Source organism: Microbispora sp. H10670, from assembly GCF_014161385.1.
Lineage (GTDB): Bacteria > Actinomycetota > Actinomycetes > Streptosporangiales > Streptosporangiaceae > Microbispora > Microbispora triticiradicis.
In genome coordinates, this window is record NZ_JABBWW010000008.1 from 107745 (window position 1) to 126280 (window position 18536).

General features: G+C 68.9%; 16 protein-coding genes and 3 tRNA genes. 6 read left to right on the top strand and 13 right to left on the bottom strand.

Features of this window, described 5'->3' with window-relative positions:
* Position 1: 1 nt before the first annotated feature.
* The 3 genes from HHX33_RS14125 to HHX33_RS14135 form a co-directional block, all read right to left on the bottom strand.
* On the bottom strand, positions 2-1387 hold the full coding sequence (locus HHX33_RS14125) for an alpha/beta hydrolase (protein ID WP_182874991.1): 1386 nt from the start codon (positions 1385-1387) through the stop codon (positions 2-4).
* Between the two features lie 409 nt (positions 1388-1796).
* Positions 1797-2024 carry a hypothetical protein gene (locus HHX33_RS14130; protein ID WP_111699146.1) on the bottom strand — a complete coding sequence of 76 codons (228 nt, stop codon included), beginning with the start codon at positions 2022-2024 and terminating at the stop codon, positions 1797-1799.
* A gap of 87 nt (positions 2025-2111) precedes the next feature.
* On the bottom strand, positions 2112-3050 hold the full coding sequence (locus HHX33_RS14135; protein WP_182874992.1) for an acyl-ACP desaturase: 939 nt from the start codon (positions 3048-3050) through the stop codon (positions 2112-2114).
* Between the two features lie 224 nt (positions 3051-3274).
* Between HHX33_RS14135 and HHX33_RS14140 the strand changes: the two genes are divergently transcribed.
* Positions 3275-3643 (top strand): VOC family protein, encoded by a 369-nt coding sequence (locus HHX33_RS14140; RefSeq protein ID WP_111699142.1) that lies wholly within the window; start codon positions 3275-3277, stop codon positions 3641-3643.
* A gap of 190 nt (positions 3644-3833) precedes the next feature.
* Here the strand turns inward: HHX33_RS14140 and HHX33_RS14145 are convergent, their stop codons facing one another.
* The 5 genes from HHX33_RS14145 to HHX33_RS14165 all read right to left on the bottom strand — a co-directional run bounded on the left by HHX33_RS14145 (position 3834) and on the right by HHX33_RS14165 (position 11632).
* Positions 3834-5018, bottom strand: coding sequence for a hypothetical protein (locus tag HHX33_RS14145; protein ID WP_182874993.1), 1185 nt, complete (start codon positions 5016-5018; stop codon positions 3834-3836).
* Positions 5019-5033: 15 nt separating this feature from the next.
* Positions 5034-7112: a hypothetical protein gene (locus HHX33_RS14150; protein WP_182874994.1), complete on the bottom strand. Its 2079-nt coding sequence runs from the start codon at positions 7110-7112 to the stop codon at positions 5034-5036.
* Between the two features lie 301 nt (positions 7113-7413).
* Entirely contained in the window at positions 7414-8730 is a 1317-nt protein-coding gene (locus HHX33_RS14155) for a TolB family protein (RefSeq protein WP_182874995.1), read from the bottom strand.
* Complete coding sequence (locus HHX33_RS14160; RefSeq protein ID WP_182874996.1) at positions 8730-9086, bottom strand: hypothetical protein; 357 nt, start codon at positions 9084-9086, stop codon at positions 8730-8732. The genes HHX33_RS14155 and HHX33_RS14160 overlap by 1 nt, the downstream gene beginning before the upstream one ends.
* A gap of 896 nt (positions 9087-9982) precedes the next feature.
* Positions 9983-11632 (bottom strand): hypothetical protein, encoded by a 1650-nt coding sequence (locus tag HHX33_RS14165; protein WP_182874997.1) that lies wholly within the window; start codon positions 11630-11632, stop codon positions 9983-9985.
* Between the two features lie 45 nt (positions 11633-11677).
* Here HHX33_RS14165 and HHX33_RS14170 point away from each other — a divergent pair, with 45 nt between their 5' ends.
* On the top strand, positions 11678-12037 hold the full coding sequence (locus tag HHX33_RS14170; protein ID WP_182874998.1) for a tyrosine-type recombinase/integrase: 360 nt from the start codon (positions 11678-11680) through the stop codon (positions 12035-12037).
* A 73-nt stretch (positions 12038-12110) separates the two neighbouring features.
* Here HHX33_RS14170 and HHX33_RS14175 read toward each other — a convergent pair.
* The 5 genes from HHX33_RS14175 to HHX33_RS14195 all read right to left on the bottom strand — a co-directional run bounded on the left by HHX33_RS14175 (position 12111) and on the right by HHX33_RS14195 (position 14729).
* A tRNA-Phe gene (locus HHX33_RS14175) sits at positions 12111-12187 on the bottom strand.
* Positions 12188-12207: 20 nt separating this feature from the next.
* Positions 12208-12282 (bottom strand) — tRNA-Asp (locus HHX33_RS14180).
* A gap of 108 nt (positions 12283-12390) precedes the next feature.
* Positions 12391-12463, bottom strand: a tRNA-Glu gene (locus HHX33_RS14185).
* Positions 12464-14068: a metallophosphoesterase gene (locus HHX33_RS14190; RefSeq protein WP_310738415.1), complete on the bottom strand. Its 1605-nt coding sequence runs from the start codon at positions 14066-14068 to the stop codon at positions 12464-12466.
* 1 nt (position 14069) lies between these two features.
* Positions 14070-14729 carry a TetR/AcrR family transcriptional regulator C-terminal domain-containing protein gene (locus HHX33_RS14195; RefSeq protein WP_310741368.1) on the bottom strand — a complete coding sequence of 220 codons (660 nt, stop codon included), beginning with the start codon at positions 14727-14729 and terminating at the stop codon, positions 14070-14072.
* A gap of 27 nt (positions 14730-14756) precedes the next feature.
* Between HHX33_RS14195 and HHX33_RS14200 the strand changes: the two genes are divergently transcribed.
* From HHX33_RS14200 to HHX33_RS14215, 4 genes are all read left to right on the top strand, one after another.
* A complete protein-coding gene (locus HHX33_RS14200) occupies positions 14757-15911 on the top strand; it encodes an ATP-binding cassette domain-containing protein (RefSeq protein WP_259402449.1) in 1155 nt (384 codons plus the stop codon).
* A complete protein-coding gene (locus HHX33_RS14205; protein WP_259402450.1) occupies positions 15908-16741 on the top strand; it encodes an ABC transporter permease in 834 nt (277 codons plus the stop codon). Before HHX33_RS14200 ends, HHX33_RS14205 begins: the two co-directional genes overlap by 4 nt.
* Positions 16742-16753: 12 nt before the next feature.
* Positions 16754-17095 carry a metallopeptidase family protein gene (locus HHX33_RS14210; protein WP_182875001.1) on the top strand — a complete coding sequence of 114 codons (342 nt, stop codon included), beginning with the start codon at positions 16754-16756 and terminating at the stop codon, positions 17093-17095.
* A 151-nt stretch (positions 17096-17246) separates the two neighbouring features.
* A complete protein-coding gene (locus HHX33_RS14215) occupies positions 17247-18536 on the top strand; it encodes an MFS transporter (protein WP_182875002.1) in 1290 nt (429 codons plus the stop codon).

The following is an 18536-nucleotide window of genomic DNA, read 5'->3' on the forward strand; positions in this document are numbered from 1 at the left end:
ATCACCGGCCGACGACGAGGCGGCCGGGCCGGTAGCGGACGAAGGCGGCCCCGCCGAGGTTCAGCGACAGAGCGGAGCGCTGCAGCACGGCGGGTTCGGCGACGTCGCCCCAGCGGCCGGTCGTGACCCGCCTGTCGATCGCCCGCACACCCGCGACGATCTCCGCAGTGGTGAAGGCGCAGTGGCCCTGGCGCGCGACGTACGCCTGCCGGAGCAGCCGGTCGTCACCGGCCGCCCGGACCCGTTCGGCGAACGCCGTCTCCTGCTGCACCGGAACGAGCTGGTCGGCGATGGTGTGCAGGTTGAGCAGCGGCACCGCGAGGCTCTGACCGGCGGTGGAGGACGCCTCCAGCCTGCGCCGCGCCCCCGGATCGGCGTGCAGGTGAGCGCCGCGGGTCAAAGTGGCCAGGTCGGCGCGCAGGTCGAGGCCGGCCTTGCGATACAGCGCCCGCACCTGGCCGGCGTGCTCGGAGTCGCGCAGCAGCGCCGCGTAGTCGATCCCGGCGTTCCAGGACGTGTTGCCCCCGGCGGACTGCTCGATGGACCAGCGGCCGTTCTCGATGAACCCGAGCACCCCTTGGGAGAGCCAGGCGAACTGCTGGGCCTCCTGCCCCTCGGGGTCGCCGGCCGCCGGCGGGTCGTGGTCGGGCGCCCAGTCGCTCTGGTTGAGGTAGGCGGCGGCGAGCGCGATCCTGGCCCGTCCCTGCGGGGTGGCCTGCGCGGCGATCACGGCGTCGGTCAGCCGCTGCGCCGTCGCTGCGGCGTCCGCGGCGTCGGCGAAGCCGGTGAGCCGCACCTCCTGGCCGGGCATCAGCAGCGAGGCGATCGTGTACTCGGCGTCGTATTGGTAGTCGTCCAGGTCGACGCCTCCCGCGACGAGACTGCACAGCCCGAGAGCCCCGTGGACGCGGCCGGCCCCGTCGCGGGCGATCTGGGCGTTGACCAGGCCGCCCATGGACAGCCCGACCGACAGGACGCGGGACGGCCGGCCGGCCGTACGGCCGAAGGCGTCCAGGGTGGCGAACTGGTCGCGTTCGGCGCTGTTCAGCGCCCACCACGAGCCCTGCGGATCGAAGGAGGAGCCGGCGAGCGCGTAACCCTCCGAGAGCAGGGCCGTACGGGCCTCGTCGGAAGGCGCGTTCTGCGCGACGGCCGGACCATAGCCGTGGCTGAACAGCAGGAGTGTGCCGTTCCAGTCCGCGGGCACGTCGGCGATCCAGGTGGCGCCGTCGGCGAGGGTGCCGGACAGGTGCGAGGGGGCGGCGGCCGCAGCGGTGGCGCCGGTCCGGGTGCCCGTCGCGGCCCCGGCGGTTCCGGTCAGGGTCGCCGCGGCGAGGGCGAGAGAGCCGGCGACGGCGGCGGGAATGCGGAGGAGGCGTCGAGGCACGAAAGCGCTCCCATATCGGAAGAGGAGGGTGTCCTGTGAACGCGGAACTCCCCGAAGCTATGGCAGCTTTTTTACCGCCGTCAAGAGCATGCCGAACGTTGGCCACTCGTCAAGAGCAGACCGGGCGAGCGGCGATGCTGGGGTCTCCGGACGCCACCTGTGCCCGCGGCATACCGGCGTGACAGGACGAACCTCTCCTGGGTCGCATCGCCGAACGGGGCGGCCGACGCGGTCATGCGGAGGTACGTGGAGACTCACGTCCTCAGCTTCCCCACGACAACGTCCTCGCCGAACGACGGTTGGGCGGTGGACGTTGCCGTCGGGGTTGCCGTCTGTGACCTCGGATTCTCCGGCGAACCCGAATCCGCCGCTCCACACCCGGGGGCGTCTCCCCTGGGGTGCAACGGTCTCAGAGTTTGTACAGCCGCTTGAACGGAGCCGTGATCCGTTCCTGCTGTGATCGGAAGTCGACGAACACGGCTACGCCGTCCTCTACACCGATGACCACACCGAGGCCGTACCGATCGTGGGTCACCTGGTCGTTCACACTGAACCGCTCGAGAGGCGCGGCGGGGGGCGGGGGTTTGAAGGGACTTGTGGACAGGTGACGGCGATGCTCGCCGCTGGCTGGCTTCATCCTCTCCAGTATGTGCCGCCAGAGAGACCGCTCGCTACGTATTGCCCTGGTTGCCCGCGCCCCGTTTCAGGCTTCGGCCGCCCTGTTTCATGCTTCGGCCCTCGCCCGCCGGGCCTCCCGTCGCTCCTCGAAGCGGGCGGCGGCCGCGTCGAGCTGAGCCAGGAAGGCCGACAGCTCCTCGCGAGCCTGCTCCCCTTCGGCGTCGAGCCCTTCGATGTCGAATGCCTTCCAGTGCCGCAGCACCGGGAGCAGGACCTCGTCAGAGTGCTGTCGCAGGTCGTAGATGCCCGCCATGGCGATCGTCACCGACTTGCGGGGGAAACCCTCCATGCCCTGGCCCGGCATCTGGAACGACGTCACGACATCGGTGACCGCTCGCATGGTCTGCGAAGGGGCCAGCTCGAACGCGGCGGCGAGCAGGTTCCGGTAGAAGATCATGTGCAGGTTCTCGTCAGCGGCGACTCTCGAGAGCAGCCTCTCGCATACCCCGTCCCCCGACACCCTCCCGGTGTTCCGGTGGGCGATACGGGTAGCCAGCTCCTGGAACGAGACGTATGCCAACTGCCGGAGCATGCCGTCGTACTCGGTGGCGAAGCCGTTCTGCATGTGGCGCATCCTGGCCCGCTCCAGAGCGACCGGATCGACGGCCCGGGTGACGGTGAGGTAGTCACGAATGGCGATCCCGTGCCGCCCCTCCTCCGCCGTCCACCGGTGCACCCACGTGCCCCAGGCGCCGTCCCTGCCGAAGGTGGTGGCGATCTCGTGGTGGTAGCTCGGAAGGTTGTCCTCGGTCAGGAGGTTGACCACGAGCGAGACACGGGCGGCCTCGGAGATCGAGGAGTCCTCCGGCGACCAGGCTTCGCCTTCCAGGACACCGTCGAACGTCCGGCCCTCACTCCATGGGATGTACTCGTGCGGGAACCACTCCCTGGCCACCGCGAGATGCCGATCCAGCTCCCGCCCCACCACGGGTTCGAGCTCCAGGAGAAGCTCCGTCTGTGTGAGCGGACGAGACGTGATCGACATGGACAACCCCCGGACGTAGAGAACTCCGACCAAGTGATCTAGCCGGCGTAAGTACGCTACCCAGGGCGGCGCGTCCCCGCGTCGGATCTCTGAGCTCGACTTCTCAGTCTTGACGATGTGGTGGATGAGGAGTTCCGCTGACGCTGCCGCGGAGGACGCGGCACTCCATCACGCTGCTGTCCCGGTGCCCCGCTGCTGTCGGTGCCGTCTGGCAGACTGCCGCCATGCTTGATCACTTTTCGATTCAGTGCGGAGACCTCGTCAAGAGCGCGGCCTTCTACGACGCCGTTCTGGCGCCGCTCGGCGGCAGACGGATCATGGAGTTCGGTCCGGTCATCGGATACGGCGTCGACCGCCCCACGTTCTGGATCGGCCGGCAGTCGACCGGCGACGGTTTCCGCGAGTCGCACATCGCTTTCACGGCAACCGACCGCCAGTTGGTCGACGCCTTCTTCGCCGCGGCCGTCGGCGCCGGCGCGGAGGTCCTGCACGAGCCGCGAGTCTGGCCGGAGTATCACCCGGACTACTACGGCGCCTTCGTACGCGATCCCGACGGCAACAACGTCGAGGCGGTCTGCCACCAGTCGCGCTGAACCCACCACTTCGTCCGCGCTCCGGAGCACGCAGGCGCGGGACAGCCACCCGGTAACCAGGCCGGCGCGGTGGGAGATCACGAGCGTGTCCGTGTCCGGGTTCTCGTGCGTCGGCACGTCCGGCACCGGATGGCGGCAGATCGACGCCGGGAGGCCGAGATGGCCCTCATCACGGCGACCCGGTGCCAGGTCATTTCAGGGGCCGTCCGAGATCGACCCCAATGGTCCGCATCTGGGTGAGGAGTCCCTGCCCCGGCTGCTCCATCCCCCGCTGCCCGATCAGCCGGTGGTTCTGGTACTGCTCCCAGTCCAGGAACTCACCCTGATAGGCCACCACCATCGTGTCCGGTTGCGGGAGTCGTTTCTCGACCCCGGTGCCGCCGAGCTTCCAGATAATGCCGTGTTGCGGGTTGTCGGGATCGTCGTAGATGGTCGTGTAGTCGACGAAGGCCACGACGACGCAGAGGGGGAACACGTTCGCGGAGATCAGCCGGACGAGGTCGCGGCCGATCTCTCTGTAGGCGACGTTGCACCCGGTCAGGATCACGGCGGGGCAGTCGGCGAAGCCGCCTTGGTAACCCAGGCCCAGTGCTTGCGCCTGCTTGCGCAGACCGTCTGTGACGGCGTACGACCGTTCCCCCGGAGTCACGACCGAGGCGGAGAACGCCTTGTCCGTGTTGTCATACTTGGTGTTTGGATTGGTGCCGCCGCCCACCCACAGATAGCCCGACTTCCCGTGTCCCTGAATGACGAGCCGGTCGAGCGTCGTCAACGTCCGCTTCAGGTCCTCCATCACCCGGGCTATGTCGTAGATCGAGCCCACCGGATGGATCTCGGTCCAGCGGGAGCGGTACGGGCCTTTCCTGGTCTCTTTGGTCAAGCGGTCGACCGAGGCTCCCGCGCTCTTGTCGAAGACGATGAGCGTCCTGCGCTGTGGCACCTGTGCGCGCATCCGGGCAATGGCGGTGTTGATCGCCATGACCGTCTCCGGCACTTCGACGGGCTTTGCCTGTGGCTTCGCGCGCATCGTCGTCACCACCTCACGCAGCAGACTGAGCGGCATGATCATTCCGTACAGATCATGCAGGACCGACGCCTCCGCCTGCGCGATCGCGGCGTCTATCAGGGTCAAACGGTTGTCCAGCTGGGACTCCAACGCATCCCTGGTCGCCACCGACTGGGGGAGGAGGGGGATGTCGAGCCACGACACCTGCACCGGGACCGCCGGTGGCGCCTGACGCGGGGCGGACGCCGTCAGCGCTCTCGTCGCGTTGCGGGTCGCGTCGGGACGGAGGACGCGGGCCTGCGGGGTGATCTTGCTTTCCTCTCCCAGCGCCTTCGTCCCCAGTGCTTCCTGCTCCTCGATCGGCATCATCGTGGCCGTGCCGGGTCAGTTCGCCGGGGCCGGCTGAGACACCGGCCCGTTGTCCAGGAGGGCGTTCACCGCCGCGTGATCGATCTGGTTGACGATCTGCGGCCGGACGAACAGCTGCTGGTAGAGCGCGGCGCGCTCGCTGTCGTTGTCCGCGACAATCTTGAGGGCCAGTTCGAGCCGTTCGGCCTCGATCCGGCGCAGTCGGCTGTCGGCCTCGCCGGCGCCGTTCTCGACCTGCCGCGCCCGTACGGCCTGGGTCTGTAGCCCGATCGAGTAGTCGTCCAACGCGTTGCCCTCGCCGAGGAAGGCGTCCACGACGATGCCGTCCGTCCGCAGGATGTGCCGACCGGCAGCGACGAGGACCCCGGGGACGGTGTACTCCACACTGTTGGGTCCTGCGTGGGAGGAACTGCAATCGGGGTCGACGAAGAGAGCGGCCGCCGGGTCGTCCTCAGCACCGGAGACCGTCCGGACAAAGTCCGGACGAGCCCGCCCGTCGAGGTCGCGGATCGCCCTCACCTCCCGGTGGATGCCGTCGCGGACTTCGGCGATTCTCTCGGGCCGCAGGCAGTCGCTCAGCAGCCGGTCGAGTTCGGTCAGCGGGACCTCGTCGCGAGACTCGGCGTGGCCGTTGAAGAAGGCCACACGCACGTCCACGAGGTGCAGCAGCGTGATGAACTCCTGGTTCATCTGGCGGAAGACGAAGTTGAGCGTGCGGCTGACGTTGATGTTCTCCAGCGTTCGCTCGACCGCCTGCTCCTCCCCCTGCTCCAGCTTCACATCCAGGCTGGTGTCGATCTGCACCTCCCGGCGTGAGGAGGCGCGGGCGACGTTCCGGCTGACCGCGTTGGTGAGGTTCTTGCTGAGCTCCTGCCTGGCACTGTTGGAGCTTCCGGACACCCCGCCACTGACCTTGGCGCTGGCGCTGCCCCAGCCCCAGTTGGCCTGCCCCTCTGCCTCGGTCTCGACCCGATATTCGAGACTCCTGCTCGCGTTGTCCTGGTTGGATTGTTCGGAGTTGACGGTGCGGGCGAACTCGCTTTCGGTTTCGCTGTTGCTCGCGTCCAGGATGGACGCGGTCTTCTGCAGACTCTCGGTCGAGCGTTTGTACGTGCTGACGCGGATGGTGGTCTTCTCCCCGGGCAGCAGCGAGAACGTCTTGATCGTGCGTCCAGGGCCGTACCGGGCGGGGAACGAGGTCAGCCGGTAGTACTCCACCAGTACCAGCCCGGGACGGCAGTGCGAGGGGGCGGGCAGGAAGCGGTAGGTGTAGGCCCCGGTCTCGGTCCGGCGGATCACCAGGCGGGCGCCGGAGGACAACTGCTGTACCACGGTCGCCTCGTCGAGGTCGGCGACCGTCTGGATCAGTCCGGCGCGGGTGGCCTGGTCCTGGTCGCCCGGCACGTTGGGGAACACCGTGGGGTCGAAGTAGCCGGTGGTCTTGGCGGTCTGCCAGGCGGCGGCGATGCGCTCGTGGGTCAGGGCGATCGGCGGCAGGCGTGTTCCGATGGTCTCGGCACCGGTGTCGGGGTCCTCGTAACCGTGCAGGTAGATCAGCGGGCTGGCGGACGGGGACCGGTCCTGGTCCCGCTGCGCCAGGAGGGTCGAGGTCGCCGACTGGCTCTTCAGGCGGAAGCACAGCCTACGCCGGTCGAGAAGTTGCACGACCGGAGCCCCGAACTCCAGCGGGAGCACCACGTCCGGCACCTCGCGGCTGCCGGTGTAGTTGAAGCGGAAGGTGAGTGAGTTGCCGTGCACCCGCTCGCTCCAGACAGGCTCGTCGGCCTTGGTGCCGGGATTCGGCTCCCCCTCCCGCAGGACGATGAGGAACGATCGGGCGTCGGGGTTCCGCGGGTCGGCGAAGTTGTCCGCGAGCGGTACTTCCCGTCCGGCTTCGTCGTAGACGGCGCAGGTGAGCTCCAACCCGTCATCCGAGATTAGAGATATAGCGCAAGTGCCCTCCTGTCCGTCGACAATGGGGTCCAGCCAGTAGCTGAGCCCGTGATAGGCGAGCCAGGCGTCGGAAGGGACCTCCAGCGGGATGACGTGCTGCCCGCGGTAGCTTGTCGGTTCCGGCAGATCGTGATCGATCAACGCCGCGGATGTGAGCGCTGTACCCACTCGGTTGTCTCCCCTGAACGGAGTCCGTTGACGATGTCAACAATGGGACTGCAAGATCGCGGCCACTGTATCGAAGTGTCGCGTTTCAGGGGGCGATTCGGAAATTTATCCCCAACATTATCGAAATGCGATCGATTGATCTGCTTTCGGGCGCTACGGTCTGGTGAATCGCTTGGGGCCCTTGCTTATCCTGTGACGATTGTGTAAGGGGATGTCGCTGTGCGAGACCTGTCCAGCGCCCGCACACCACTGTCGGCCCCAGGCTTGTCGATCATCACACACACCCGGGGAAACGCACCTCTTTCATGTCTTCCGGGACCAGAGCAGGCAGAGGCTCGGCTTCCCCGGTCTCGATGACGATCCGGTAGTAGTGGCTGGGCCCGTAGCCATAAGTGCTGATCACGAAGGTGTCCGCACTGGTCCAACACTTGACCTTTTCGAGTCTCGCGGTCGTGGGCAGTCGCATGCTCCGGCGACCTGTGCGCCGGCCGTACCGCGTGAAGCGATTCTCGTCAGAGCCGACGTCGATCCACGTCTTCCCGTCGGGCAACGGGCCCACGTGGTCCGAGTCCTCTGTGCTGAACAGGACGGTGCCATTGAGATCGACCGCCCGGACACTCTCCGAGTCATCAATCAGCAGGGCCCGCCCGCCCGTCAACCAGCCGTTCAGTGTCGACTCCGGCCCGAACCCCGGGACACGCCGCCGCCTGCCGTCCCAGACATACAGTTTGTTCTCGGAAGCGAACGCGAGGCGGCGACCGTCTGGAGAAAAATACAGTTCGTAGTCCGACGCATCGGCTTTCGATATCGTGCTGATCCTCCCCGACGGAAGGTCATACACGACGACCTCGCGCTTGCTCCGGCTGTGGTAGGCCAGCCTCCGGCCGTTCGGGCTGATCTCGAGGTCGCTTGGAGTGGCGTCCTCGACAAGCAGCCGTTGTTCCGACTCGGTGATGACGACCCAGTAGCTTCCATCGGTGAGCCCGGTTACCGGAGCATCGACGCGATAGGTGTACCGGATCGTGGCCTGCATAGGGCCGCGCAATGGATTGAGCTCCGAAAAGGCAAGGGCGACGAAGGGAGCGCGGCCTGCGTGCTGTCCCAGCGAAGCATCCAGGGCCGAGCAATAGGCCACCATGAGGACAAAGGCGATAAAGCAGACAATCAATACACCGCACCCGGTGCGATTCCGCCCGGGCTTCCGCTCGGCGACCGCAGGAAGATCCTCCGTCATCGCCCGTAGCGTGCCGGCGAGAGCCGTGCCATCGGTGCCCAGAGCACGAAGCCCTTTCTCGCCCGCCCGCCGCACGGCTCTTCTACTTCGCCCACACAAATAGGCGGTCTCCTGCTCGGTCCAGCCGTCATGGTGCAACGCAACCAGGACGGCACGCTCCAGATTGGAGGGTTCCGTCCCCCAGCCCGAATCGGGCCAGGCGAGGAAGGGGCTGAGATAGGACCGATAGAGCGAGAAGAAGGCGTCCTTCGTGCCTTCCCTGTCGCGCAGTGCCTTCTCCGCCATGCGCCGGGCATACGGCGTGCGTCCGCCCAACAGCGACGCCGTACGGCGGACCTGCTCGTACCAGTCCGACATCAACGGACCTTGCCGAAGGCGATTGAATCGGAGTATGGGATGCCAATCGAGATGAGCGCGCCCGTTCTGGCGTCGATGGCCATGTAGTCGTCCCCGTCCTCGATATCCGCGTCTCGTGCGACCAGGGTGTCGGCGCCCGCCCACTGGAATTCGCTGAGTTCAGAGGGCAGGACCCGCACCCGCCGCCCGGTTGCGGTCTCGTACACCGAAGTCGGCTCCCCGAAGTCGATGTACCTCCGCAGGTCTGCGGACAGGTCACGGGGGCGCTCCTCCTCCGACCGGAAGCGGGTCGCCGTGCCGTCGAAGCGGATGGCGTCGATCGAGACGTCCTGACCATCGCAGCCCGCGCTGCCCATCAGGCTGTCGCCGGTCAGCCCGTAGGCTCAGCACACCTGGTTGAGTGTCCTCGTCCGGCCCGTCTCGAAGTCCGTGACGAATGTCCGACGGTCTCCCTGGTGGACACGGCGAAGTGCCGGCTGTCGGCGGAACTGACCACCGAGGTGATTGCGACGATCTCCTCAGGGGTGAGGCGTGGTGTGATCGGGCGGGTGAAGCCGGAGCGGAGATCCTTGGCGAGGTAGCGGAGCTTTCTCACGTCCAAGTAGGCGACGCGGTGTCCATCCGGGGTGATCTCGATGGGGACAGGGTCGGTGTCGGACTTCGACAAGAGCCGGCATGGCTCGCGGCCGTACTGAGTTCGATATCCATGCCGAATGGCACGTGCAGTGTCCACCCCACGCAATCGATCACCATCCCGGCCGCGGGCCCGGACTCGAACAGGTCGCTGGGACACGATGTGAGCTCGCCGTACGTGACCGCCTGTAGATTGCGCCCGAACGCCCCCTGACAGGCGGCCAGACCCACGAAGACCGCGGCGATGCCCGTCCATCTACGGATTCGTCTCCAACGCGAGAGCCTCGCCCACGGATGCGCCACAGCAAACAGTGATACACAGACGCGATCACAAACGAATCAATGGCTGACCTCGGACGTCTGCGGACAGGTGTCGGCGCCCGGATCCGGCGCTCATCCGCCATCAAGGCTGTTGAACGACGATCCCTTGCTGGAAGAGGACGATGCTTGTTGCTGTCAGCGTTGCTGTCACTGGAAATCAAGAACGCCCCGGAGCGTGATCGCTCGGGGCGTTTGGGCTGTTCAATGATGGTGGTCAGGGGCAGGGTCGAACTGCCGACCTTCCCCACCGGATCCAGCCCGAGGTGCCCGGCCCGGCGGCCGGGCACCGGTCGTCGGGTCACTTGACGATGATCTGATGGGTGGCCTGGGCCGGTCCGGTCCCGCCGTCCCCCGCATAGCTCGCGAGGTAGCTGTACCTGCCGGCGTTGGCGGGCGTGTCGGTGAACGTGTACGTGCCGTCGGCGTTCACCCTCACCGGCGGGAGCTTGACGGTCTTACCGCTGGTGCCCTTGACGTACAGGGTGCGCTGCACGGTGAGTGTGGACCCCGGAGAGGGCGGCCTGCCGCCCGACGTCAGGACGCCGCTCAGCTCCACGGCCGTGCCGGCGAGGCCGGACTGCGGCCCTGTCAGGGTGAGCGTGGCTTCGCGCTTGACCGTCACGGTGACGGAGGCGCTGCTGCGGCGGTGGCCGTCGTCGCCGTCCCAGAACACCCAGTAGATCACCTCGCCCACGTACGGCGGCAGCTCGAAGACGGGCGTGTCATGGAAGGTGAACGTGCCGTCCTGCCGCGTCGTCACCCCGGTGATCGGCAGTTTCGTCCAGCCGGGCAGGTACTGGATCACCGTGAGCGGCTTGAGCCCGAGCGCCTCGCCGTCGGCGCGGGTGAGTCGCCCCTCGACAGTGATCGGCGAGCCGGCGTACGCGTCCGCGGGGGCCGTCACCGTGAGCTTGGTGGCCGGTAGCGCGACGCCCGTCACCCGCCACAGCAGCAGCCGGTCCGTGGAGCTGCGCAGCAGCGCGAACACGTCCGTGCCGGAGAACGCGACGCCGTCCGAAAGCAGTTCGGCGTCCGGCTGGTCGGCCGCGAACAGCTCCGCGCCCGTCGCGGCGTCGTAGAGGGTGAGGTCGGTGCCGCCCCACTGGCGTCCGGCCGCGACGTACGCGCCGTCCGAGCCGAGCGCCACGGCGGACGGGGCCCCGTCCCAGCCGTCGCCGTAGGTGCCGGTCGCCGCCAGGGTCCTGGTGTCGTACCTGGTGAAGTGACCGGGGGTGTCGGCCGCGCTGAACAGGGTGCCGCCGTCGGAGCTCAGGGTGAGGTCGCGCAGGTTGTCGAGGCGCCACTCCTGGCCGTCGATCGTGCCGCGCAGCGCGGGGGCGCCGTCGCCGAGGTCGTAGACCAGCATGTCGACGTGGTGCAGGGCGGTCTGGCCGACCACGAGCGTGTCACCGGCGGCCGCGATCACGGGAGGCCACAGGTACTCGCCCTCTACCGCCACGGGCACCGGGGCGCTCGCGCTGAGATCCAGGCCGACGAGGCCGCCGGGGCCGTTGTCGCATCCGTGCCCCACCCACAGCCGCTCGCCCGACAATGCCAGGGTGGACGGGCAAGGGTGGGCCGACAGGTCGATCCGGCGGGTGACGGCGAGGCTCGCGGTGTCGATCTCGGCGACCTCGTTCGAGCCGGCGAGAGCCGCGTACAGGCGGGTGCCGTCCGCGTTCACGGCCAGCTCTTGGACGCCGGGCAGGCCGGTGACGACGCCGCCGGTGAGGTTGCCGTCAGTGCCGGCCACGATGATGCGGTCGCCGGCGGCAACGAACACCCGGCCGCCGCCGACGGCAAGGTCGGCAGTGTAGGAGTCGGTGACCCCGAGGTCGGTCGTGGTGCCGGCCGCCGAGGCGGCGGGGGCCGTGACGGTGAGCAGGCCGGTGATCAGGCTGGCGGCGCCGCAGTAAGCGGCTAATCGGCGAACCAGGGATGGGAACACGAGAGCCTCCTGCCAGAATGGGCACATGTGTTCTAATAACGTCTCATGGGTGCTCCCACGTCAAGATCGTCCGGTCGTGCGACACCAAACCGTGATCAAGGGACAGCGCAGCCCGGCCGTGTCCCTCACTCCCCTCCAAGTGCGGAGAACGTGCGAAGGGACTTCCGGATCGCCATCAAGGGTGCCGAGGACATCGACCCAGCAGAGTGGACGCCGCGCGAACTGCGACACAGCTTCGTGTCTTTGCTCTCCGCTCATGACGTCCCGATCGAGCAAATCTCGCGCCTCGTCGGGCACACCAACACGATCGTCACCGAGACCGTCTACCGGAAGCAGATCCAGCTCGTGATGCAGGAGGGAGCGACGGTCATGGACACGATTTTCCCGCTGGCTTCGGAGCCATAGTCACACAGTTAGTCACGCACAAGCTAAAACGCCCCGGCCGTGATCGGCTCGGGGCGTTCGGGCTGTTCAAGGATGGTGGTCAGGGGCAGGGTCGAACTGCCGACCTTCCGCTTTTCAGGCGGACGCTCGTACCAACTGAGCTACCTGACCTCGGCGGCTGCCGCCGTACGCGGTCCTGACGGGACTTGAACCCGCGACCTCCACCTTGACAGGGTGGCGAGCACTCCAAACTGCTCTACAGGACCTTTATGTCCGGGAGATTTTCGCTCCCGTGTTGTTCGGCTCGCCTAGCTTACCAGCTTCCGGTAGGTCTTCCGACCTTCCGTCTTCCGGTGCGCTCGACGCGCTCCACGTGCCCCCAACGGGATTCGAACCCGTGCCGCCGCCTTGAAAGGGCGGTGTCCTAGGCCGCTAGACGATGGGGGCTCAAGGCTTTCGCCCTGTTCCGTGACGCCTTCCGTCGGAGACCTCTGAAGCATAGGGGACGTTTGCCCCCGATGCCAAAGCAGTTGGCGACGGGGAGCCGCCGCCGCTCGCCGTCGGGGACGGCGCCTGCTGCGACTCCGGGAAAATTGTACGGCCCGGGTCCGGCTCGATACGACGCTGGCACTGGATCCACTGCTCGCCAAGGCCGCCGACGGTGATGTCGTCCCAGGCCTCCAGCCGGTGGCTCTTCTTGTTGAAGTAGAGCACCGAGGCGGTGAGCGGCGTCGGCTCGTCGTGCTCCAGGCCGCGCAGGCCGGCGCCGCCCGTGGAGCCCTGGATCATCAGCCGGGTGCCCGTGGGCATCAGCTGGGTGGACCGCGCGTGGACGTGGCCGCTCAGCACCAGGGGGACGTACCCGGAGAAACCGCGGCCCACGGTGGGGTCGTGGACGGCCACGATGTCGGCGGGGATCCGGTCGGGGGCGGAGGTGGACTTCGACCGCGACCAGTCGCGGGGCGCCAGCTTCAGGGCGTTGGTCTTGCCGAGGTCGAGCAGACTCTCGCTGGAGTCGCCGTCCACCTGGACGGCCTTGTCGGGGGTGAACCTCGGGTCGCCGAGGCCGTAGACGGTCAGCCCGTTGACCGTGACGGCGTTGCCGTCGAGCACGATCGCGTTCTTCTGCTTGGCGACCGCGTCCTGGGTGCTCTTGGAGTCGTGGTTGCCCCGCACGTAGACGTACGGCACCCCGAGCGAGCCGATCTCCTTGACGAACTCGTTCTCCGGCTTGGTGCCGTGGTCGCTGATGTCGCCGGTGTCGACGACGAACTGCACCTTGAACTGGTCCTTCAGCGACTTGATGACGTTCCAGCCGATCGGATTGATGTGCAGGTCGGAGACGTGCAGCACCCTGATCGTGTCCGGGTCGGGGTCGAAGATCGGCAGATTCGAGCCGGCCTCGTACAGCTGGGAGACGTTCGTCACCAGCTTGGCGAGCTGGCCGCGATACTCGGAGAACTTGGTCACGATCGACTCGGCGCTGCCGATCAGGGACGGCACGCCGGTGAGCAGCCCGGTGTACCGGGGCTCGGCGATCGAGCGGGGGTTGAACGTCAGCGCCGACACGCCCCCGAGGACCGCCACCATGACCAGGGAGCCTCCCGCGGTCCAGGCCGCGCGCGACAGGCGCCGGAAGACGACCAGGCCCGTGACGAACCCCGCGGCGACGGCGAACAGGGCCGCGCGTACGGCGAGCCGGCGCAGCCCCTCGATCACGTCGGTCTCGATGGTCGTCGGGAGCCGGTCGGCCCACCGGGGGTTCTTGATGATGTCCTCGGCCACGTCCGGGTGGACCGCCTCGATCGTCAGGCCGAGCCGTACCGGAGCGTCGTGGGTGTTGAAGTTGAGCGTCCCGAGAGGCCGTACGTCGACGACGGTCTCCCCGCGCAGCGACGGGGAGATGGACATGCCGATGTCGGCGGGGCCGACCGGCGTGTCCACCTTGGCGCCGAGCGCCAGCCCGAGCCAGCCGCCGACCACCGCCGCCAGCACGACCGCGAGAACGGCGGCGGTCCGGCTGCCGGCCGCCTTCCGGGCAAAGGCCCTCACCCTAGAGATCTCCATCGTTTTTGTGCATACCCCGCGTCGCCTCGATACGCGTCCTCATTCCGGCCAGAATCAACGCCAGGCCGTGCTCGAAGGCCGCGTCGCTCTGCGGCGCGCCGGTGTCGGCCATCACCGCTCGCAGGTGGGGGTACGGCGCGAGCGCCTCGAGCGCCTCCTCGAACTTATCCTGTCCGACCAGGCCTCTCTCCTGGTCGGCCTGCTCCTCCAGCACGAACCCGCCGAGAAAGTTCCCGAGCGTGCCGATCCCCCACATCGCGTCCCTGGGCGTGAATCCGGCCCGCACCAGCGAGTCCAGAATCGTCTCGGCGGTGCGCAGGGTTTCGGCACCGGGGTGGGTGCCCGCGGTGAGGCGGACGGTGTCCCGGTGCGACCTGAAGACGCGGCGCCGGCCGCGGAACCACTCCGCCAGCCACTCCTCCCACGACTCGCCCTCCGCGAGCGGCCGCAGTGAGGGCGCCTCCTGTACGGCGATGGCGTCGGCCATCTCGTCCAGAAGCTCCTGCTTGCTCCGGAAGTGCCAGTAGAGCGCGGGGGCCTGTACGCCCAGCTCGGCGGCCAGCCTGCGCAGGGTCAGCTTCTCCAGCCCCACCTCGTCCAGCAACCGCAGCGCGGTGCTGACGATCGTGCCGCGTTCGAGTGCCACGGTTGACAGCTTAACGACGTTCGATTCATGCTTAACGTTGTTAAATTTAACGGCGTTAAGGAGACGACCGTGATCCATGCGGAAGGACTGCGCAAGAGGTATGGGCCCGCCGAGGCGTTGCGGGGCGTCGACCTCGACGTGCCGCGCGGCTCGGTCTGCGGGCTGCTGGGACCCAACGGCGCGGGCAAGACGACCCTCGTGCGCATCCTCACGACGCTGCTGCGCCCGGACGGCGGCTCGGCCCGGGTGGCCGGATGCGACGTGGTCCGGGACGCCGATCGGCTCCGCTACCGCATCGGCCTGGCCGGGCAGCACGCGGCCGTGGACGAGCTGCTCACCGGGCGCGGCAACCTGGAGCTGTTCGGCCGGCTCCGCCACCTGCCCCGCCGTACGGCCCGGAGCAGGGCCGGGGAACTGCTGGAACGCTTCGGCCTGGCCGAGGCGGCGGACCGGCCGGCCGGGACGTACTCCGGCGGCATGCGGCGCCGACTGGACCTGGCGGCGAGCCTCGTCGTCGAGCCGCCCGTGCTCTTCCTCGACGAGCCGACCACCGGCCTCGACCCCAGGAGCCGGCTGGCCCTGTGGGACCTGCTGCGCGAACTGGCGGACGAGGGCACGACGCTGCTGCTCACGACCCAGTATCTGGACGAGGCCGACCGGCTGGCCGACCGGATCGCGGTCCTCGACGCCGGGCGGGTCGTCGCGTCCGGCTCACCGGCCGCGCTCAAGGCGAGGGTGGGCGGAGACCGGCTGTACGTGGCCTTCCGCGAGGCGGCGGACCTGACGCGCGGGGCCGAGGTGATCCGCGGCGCGCTCCCCGGCGGCCCCGTAGCAGGCCCCGCAACAGGTCCGGGAGCAGGTCCCGGCGCAGGACCGGGAGCAGGTCCCGGCGCAGGTCCCGGCGCAGGACCGGGAGCAGGTCCCGGAGCGAGCCCCTCGGCGGGCTCCTTGGCCGGCCCTTTTACCGGCTCCGGGAACGGCGCCGGAGTACGCGCCGCGGCCGGCATGGAGATCGACCCCGGCGAGCGGCGGCTCGCCGTACCCGTTCCGGACGGGGCCGCCTCGCTGGTCGCGGTGGCCTCCGCCCTGAACGCCGCCGGCATCGCCGTGGAGGACCTGGGCCTGCGCCGCCCGACGCTCGACGAGGTGTTCCTGCGGCTGACGGGAGCGGACGCGGCATGACCGTCCCCATGGATCCCCCGGCCACCGCTCTCGGGCGACTGCGCTCGGGCCTGACCGACACGCTCGTGCTCGCCGGGCGCAGTTACTCCCGGTTGCGCGCCCAGCCCGCCGAGCTCGCGAGCGTGCTGGTCTTCCCGGTCATCATGACCGTCCTGTTCGGGTACGTCTTCGGCAGCGCGATCACGCTGCCCGGCGGGGGCGACTACCGGAACTACCTGATGCCCGGCATCTTCATGCAGGTCATGGCGATGGGCACGGTGTCGGCCGCGACCGCGGTCGCCGAGGACATGGCGCGCGGCGTCATCGACCGCCTCCGCACCCAGCCCATCGCGCGCGGCGCCGTACTGGCCGGGCGCGGGCTCGCCGACCTGTCCCGCGCCATGCTTTCTCTCGCCATGATGGCGGTCACCGGCCTGCTCATCGCCGGATGGCGTCCGCACGGGAACCCGTTCCGGGTGCTGGCCGGGTTCGCGCTGCTCGCCCTGTTCGGGTTCGCGATGATGTGGGTGGGCACGTACCTCGGGCTGTTCGCGAGGAGCGGGGCTCAGGCGGACGGGCTGACCTTCTCCTGGGTGCTCCCGATGACCTTCCTGGCCAACGCGTTCGTGCCGCTGGAGGGGCTGCCGGGCTGGCTGCGGGCCGTCGCGGACTGGAACCCGATGAGCGCGGTCGTCTCGGCCGCCCGCGAGCTGTTCGGCAACCCGGGCTCCGCCGCCGCGTCCTGGCCGCTCCGGCACCCGGTGACGGCCGCCGTCTGCTGGTCGGTTCTGATCATCGCGGTGTTCGCGCCGCTCGCCGTACGCCGCTACCGCACGGCCACCGCGCGGTGAAACGATGGGACGGTGATCGACGTCCCGCTGAGAAGGTTCGAGGAACTCGTGGCCGAGGCGCTGGACACCATCCCCCCGGACCTGGCGAAGGTGATGGACAACGTCGTGGTCGTGGTGGTCGACGACCCGCCCGAGCCGGGGCTCCTCGGGCTCTACACCGGCATTCCGCTGACCGAGCGGGGCGACTGGTACTCGGGGGTGCTCCCGGACCGGATCGAGATCTACCGCAACCCGACCCTGGAGATCTGCGAGACCGAGGAGGACGTGGTCGAGGAGGTCCGGGTCACCGTCGTCCACGAGATCGCCCACCACTTCGGCATCGACGACGACCGGTTGCACGAACTCGGGTGGTGACCCCAGGCTCCTGGCCTGGGGATGACCTATCGCTTGCAAAAGGCGTGCCCGCCGGGCACTGTAAGTGACATGGCGACCACGCACTGTCAGATTCTTCGACCGCGGCGAGCACCGGCGGCCGTCGCCGGCGGGGCGATTCCCGCGGAGTGAGATGGCGGCCACCGAACCCGGCAGGCTGTCCGGCCGGCACCGCCGTCCTCCCGCGACCCGCGTCACCTACCGCGAGGTCGCCGCGATCCCCGAGTTCCGGTCCCTGTGGCTCGGCCAGGGCATGTCGCTGCTGGGTGACCAGCTCGCCCAGGTGGCGCTCGCCGTGCTCGTCTACAGCCGTACGGCTTCGCCTCTGGCGACAGCGTCGGTCTACGCGCTGACCTATCTGCCGCCCATCCTGGGCGGTCCTCTGCTGGCCGGGCTCGCCGACCGGTATCCGCGCAGGCGGGTGATGCTCTGGTGCGATCTGCTGCGTGCCCTGACGATGGCCGCGATGGCCGTTCCGGCGACGCCGTTCCCCGTGCTGTGCGCGCTGGTCTTCTGCGTCGTCCTGCTCGGCGCGCCGTTCTCCGCCGCCCGCGCGGCGCTGCTGCCCGAGGTGCTGGAGGGCGACCGGTACGTCGTGGGGTCGGCGCTGCAGAACATGACGAACCAGGCCGTGCAGATGCTCGGGTTCGCCGCCGGGGGCGCCGCGATCGCCGTGCTGGGGCCGTACCGCGCGCTGGCGCTGGACTGCGCGACGTTCCTCGGGTCGGCGCTGGTGATCTTCGCGGGGGTGCGCCGCCGTCCGGCGCCCGAGCGGGAGGACGGTGAACGGCCGTCCGTCTGGCGGATGACGTGGACCGGCGCCCGGCTGGTCTTCGGTGAGCGGCGGTTGCGCACGCTCGTGCTGTTCGCCCTGCTGTGCGGGTTCTACGTGCTGCCGGAGGGGATCGCCGCGCCGTACGCCGCGACGCTGGCCGACGGGCGGCTGCCGGTGGCGGTGATCACGGGCCTGCTGATGGCGGCGATGCCGACGGGGACCGTGCTCGGGGCCTTCGTCTTCGGGCGGTTCGTCACGCCGGCGGGCCGGCTGCGGGGAATGGGCTGGCTGGCCATGCTGACCTGCGCGCCGCTCGTGGTGTGCGTCGTACGGCCGCCGCTGGAGGGCGTGCTGGCCCTGTGGGTGCTGTCCGGCGTCGGCGGGGCGTACCAGCTCGCGGCCAATGCGGCCTTCGTGCAGTGCGTGCCGCCGTCCGGGCGGGCCGCCGCGTTCGGGCTGGTGCAGTCAGCGCTCATGGCCGCCCAGGGCACCGGCATCCTCATCGGGGGCGCCGCGGCCCAACGGCTCGGTCCAGAGCCGGTCGTGACGCTGGCGGGGATCGCCGGGCTGTGCGCCGCGGCGGTGCTCGCCGTGCTCTGGACCGAGTCGCGTACGGAGATCATCGCCAAGGTCCGGGCCGCCGCCTGA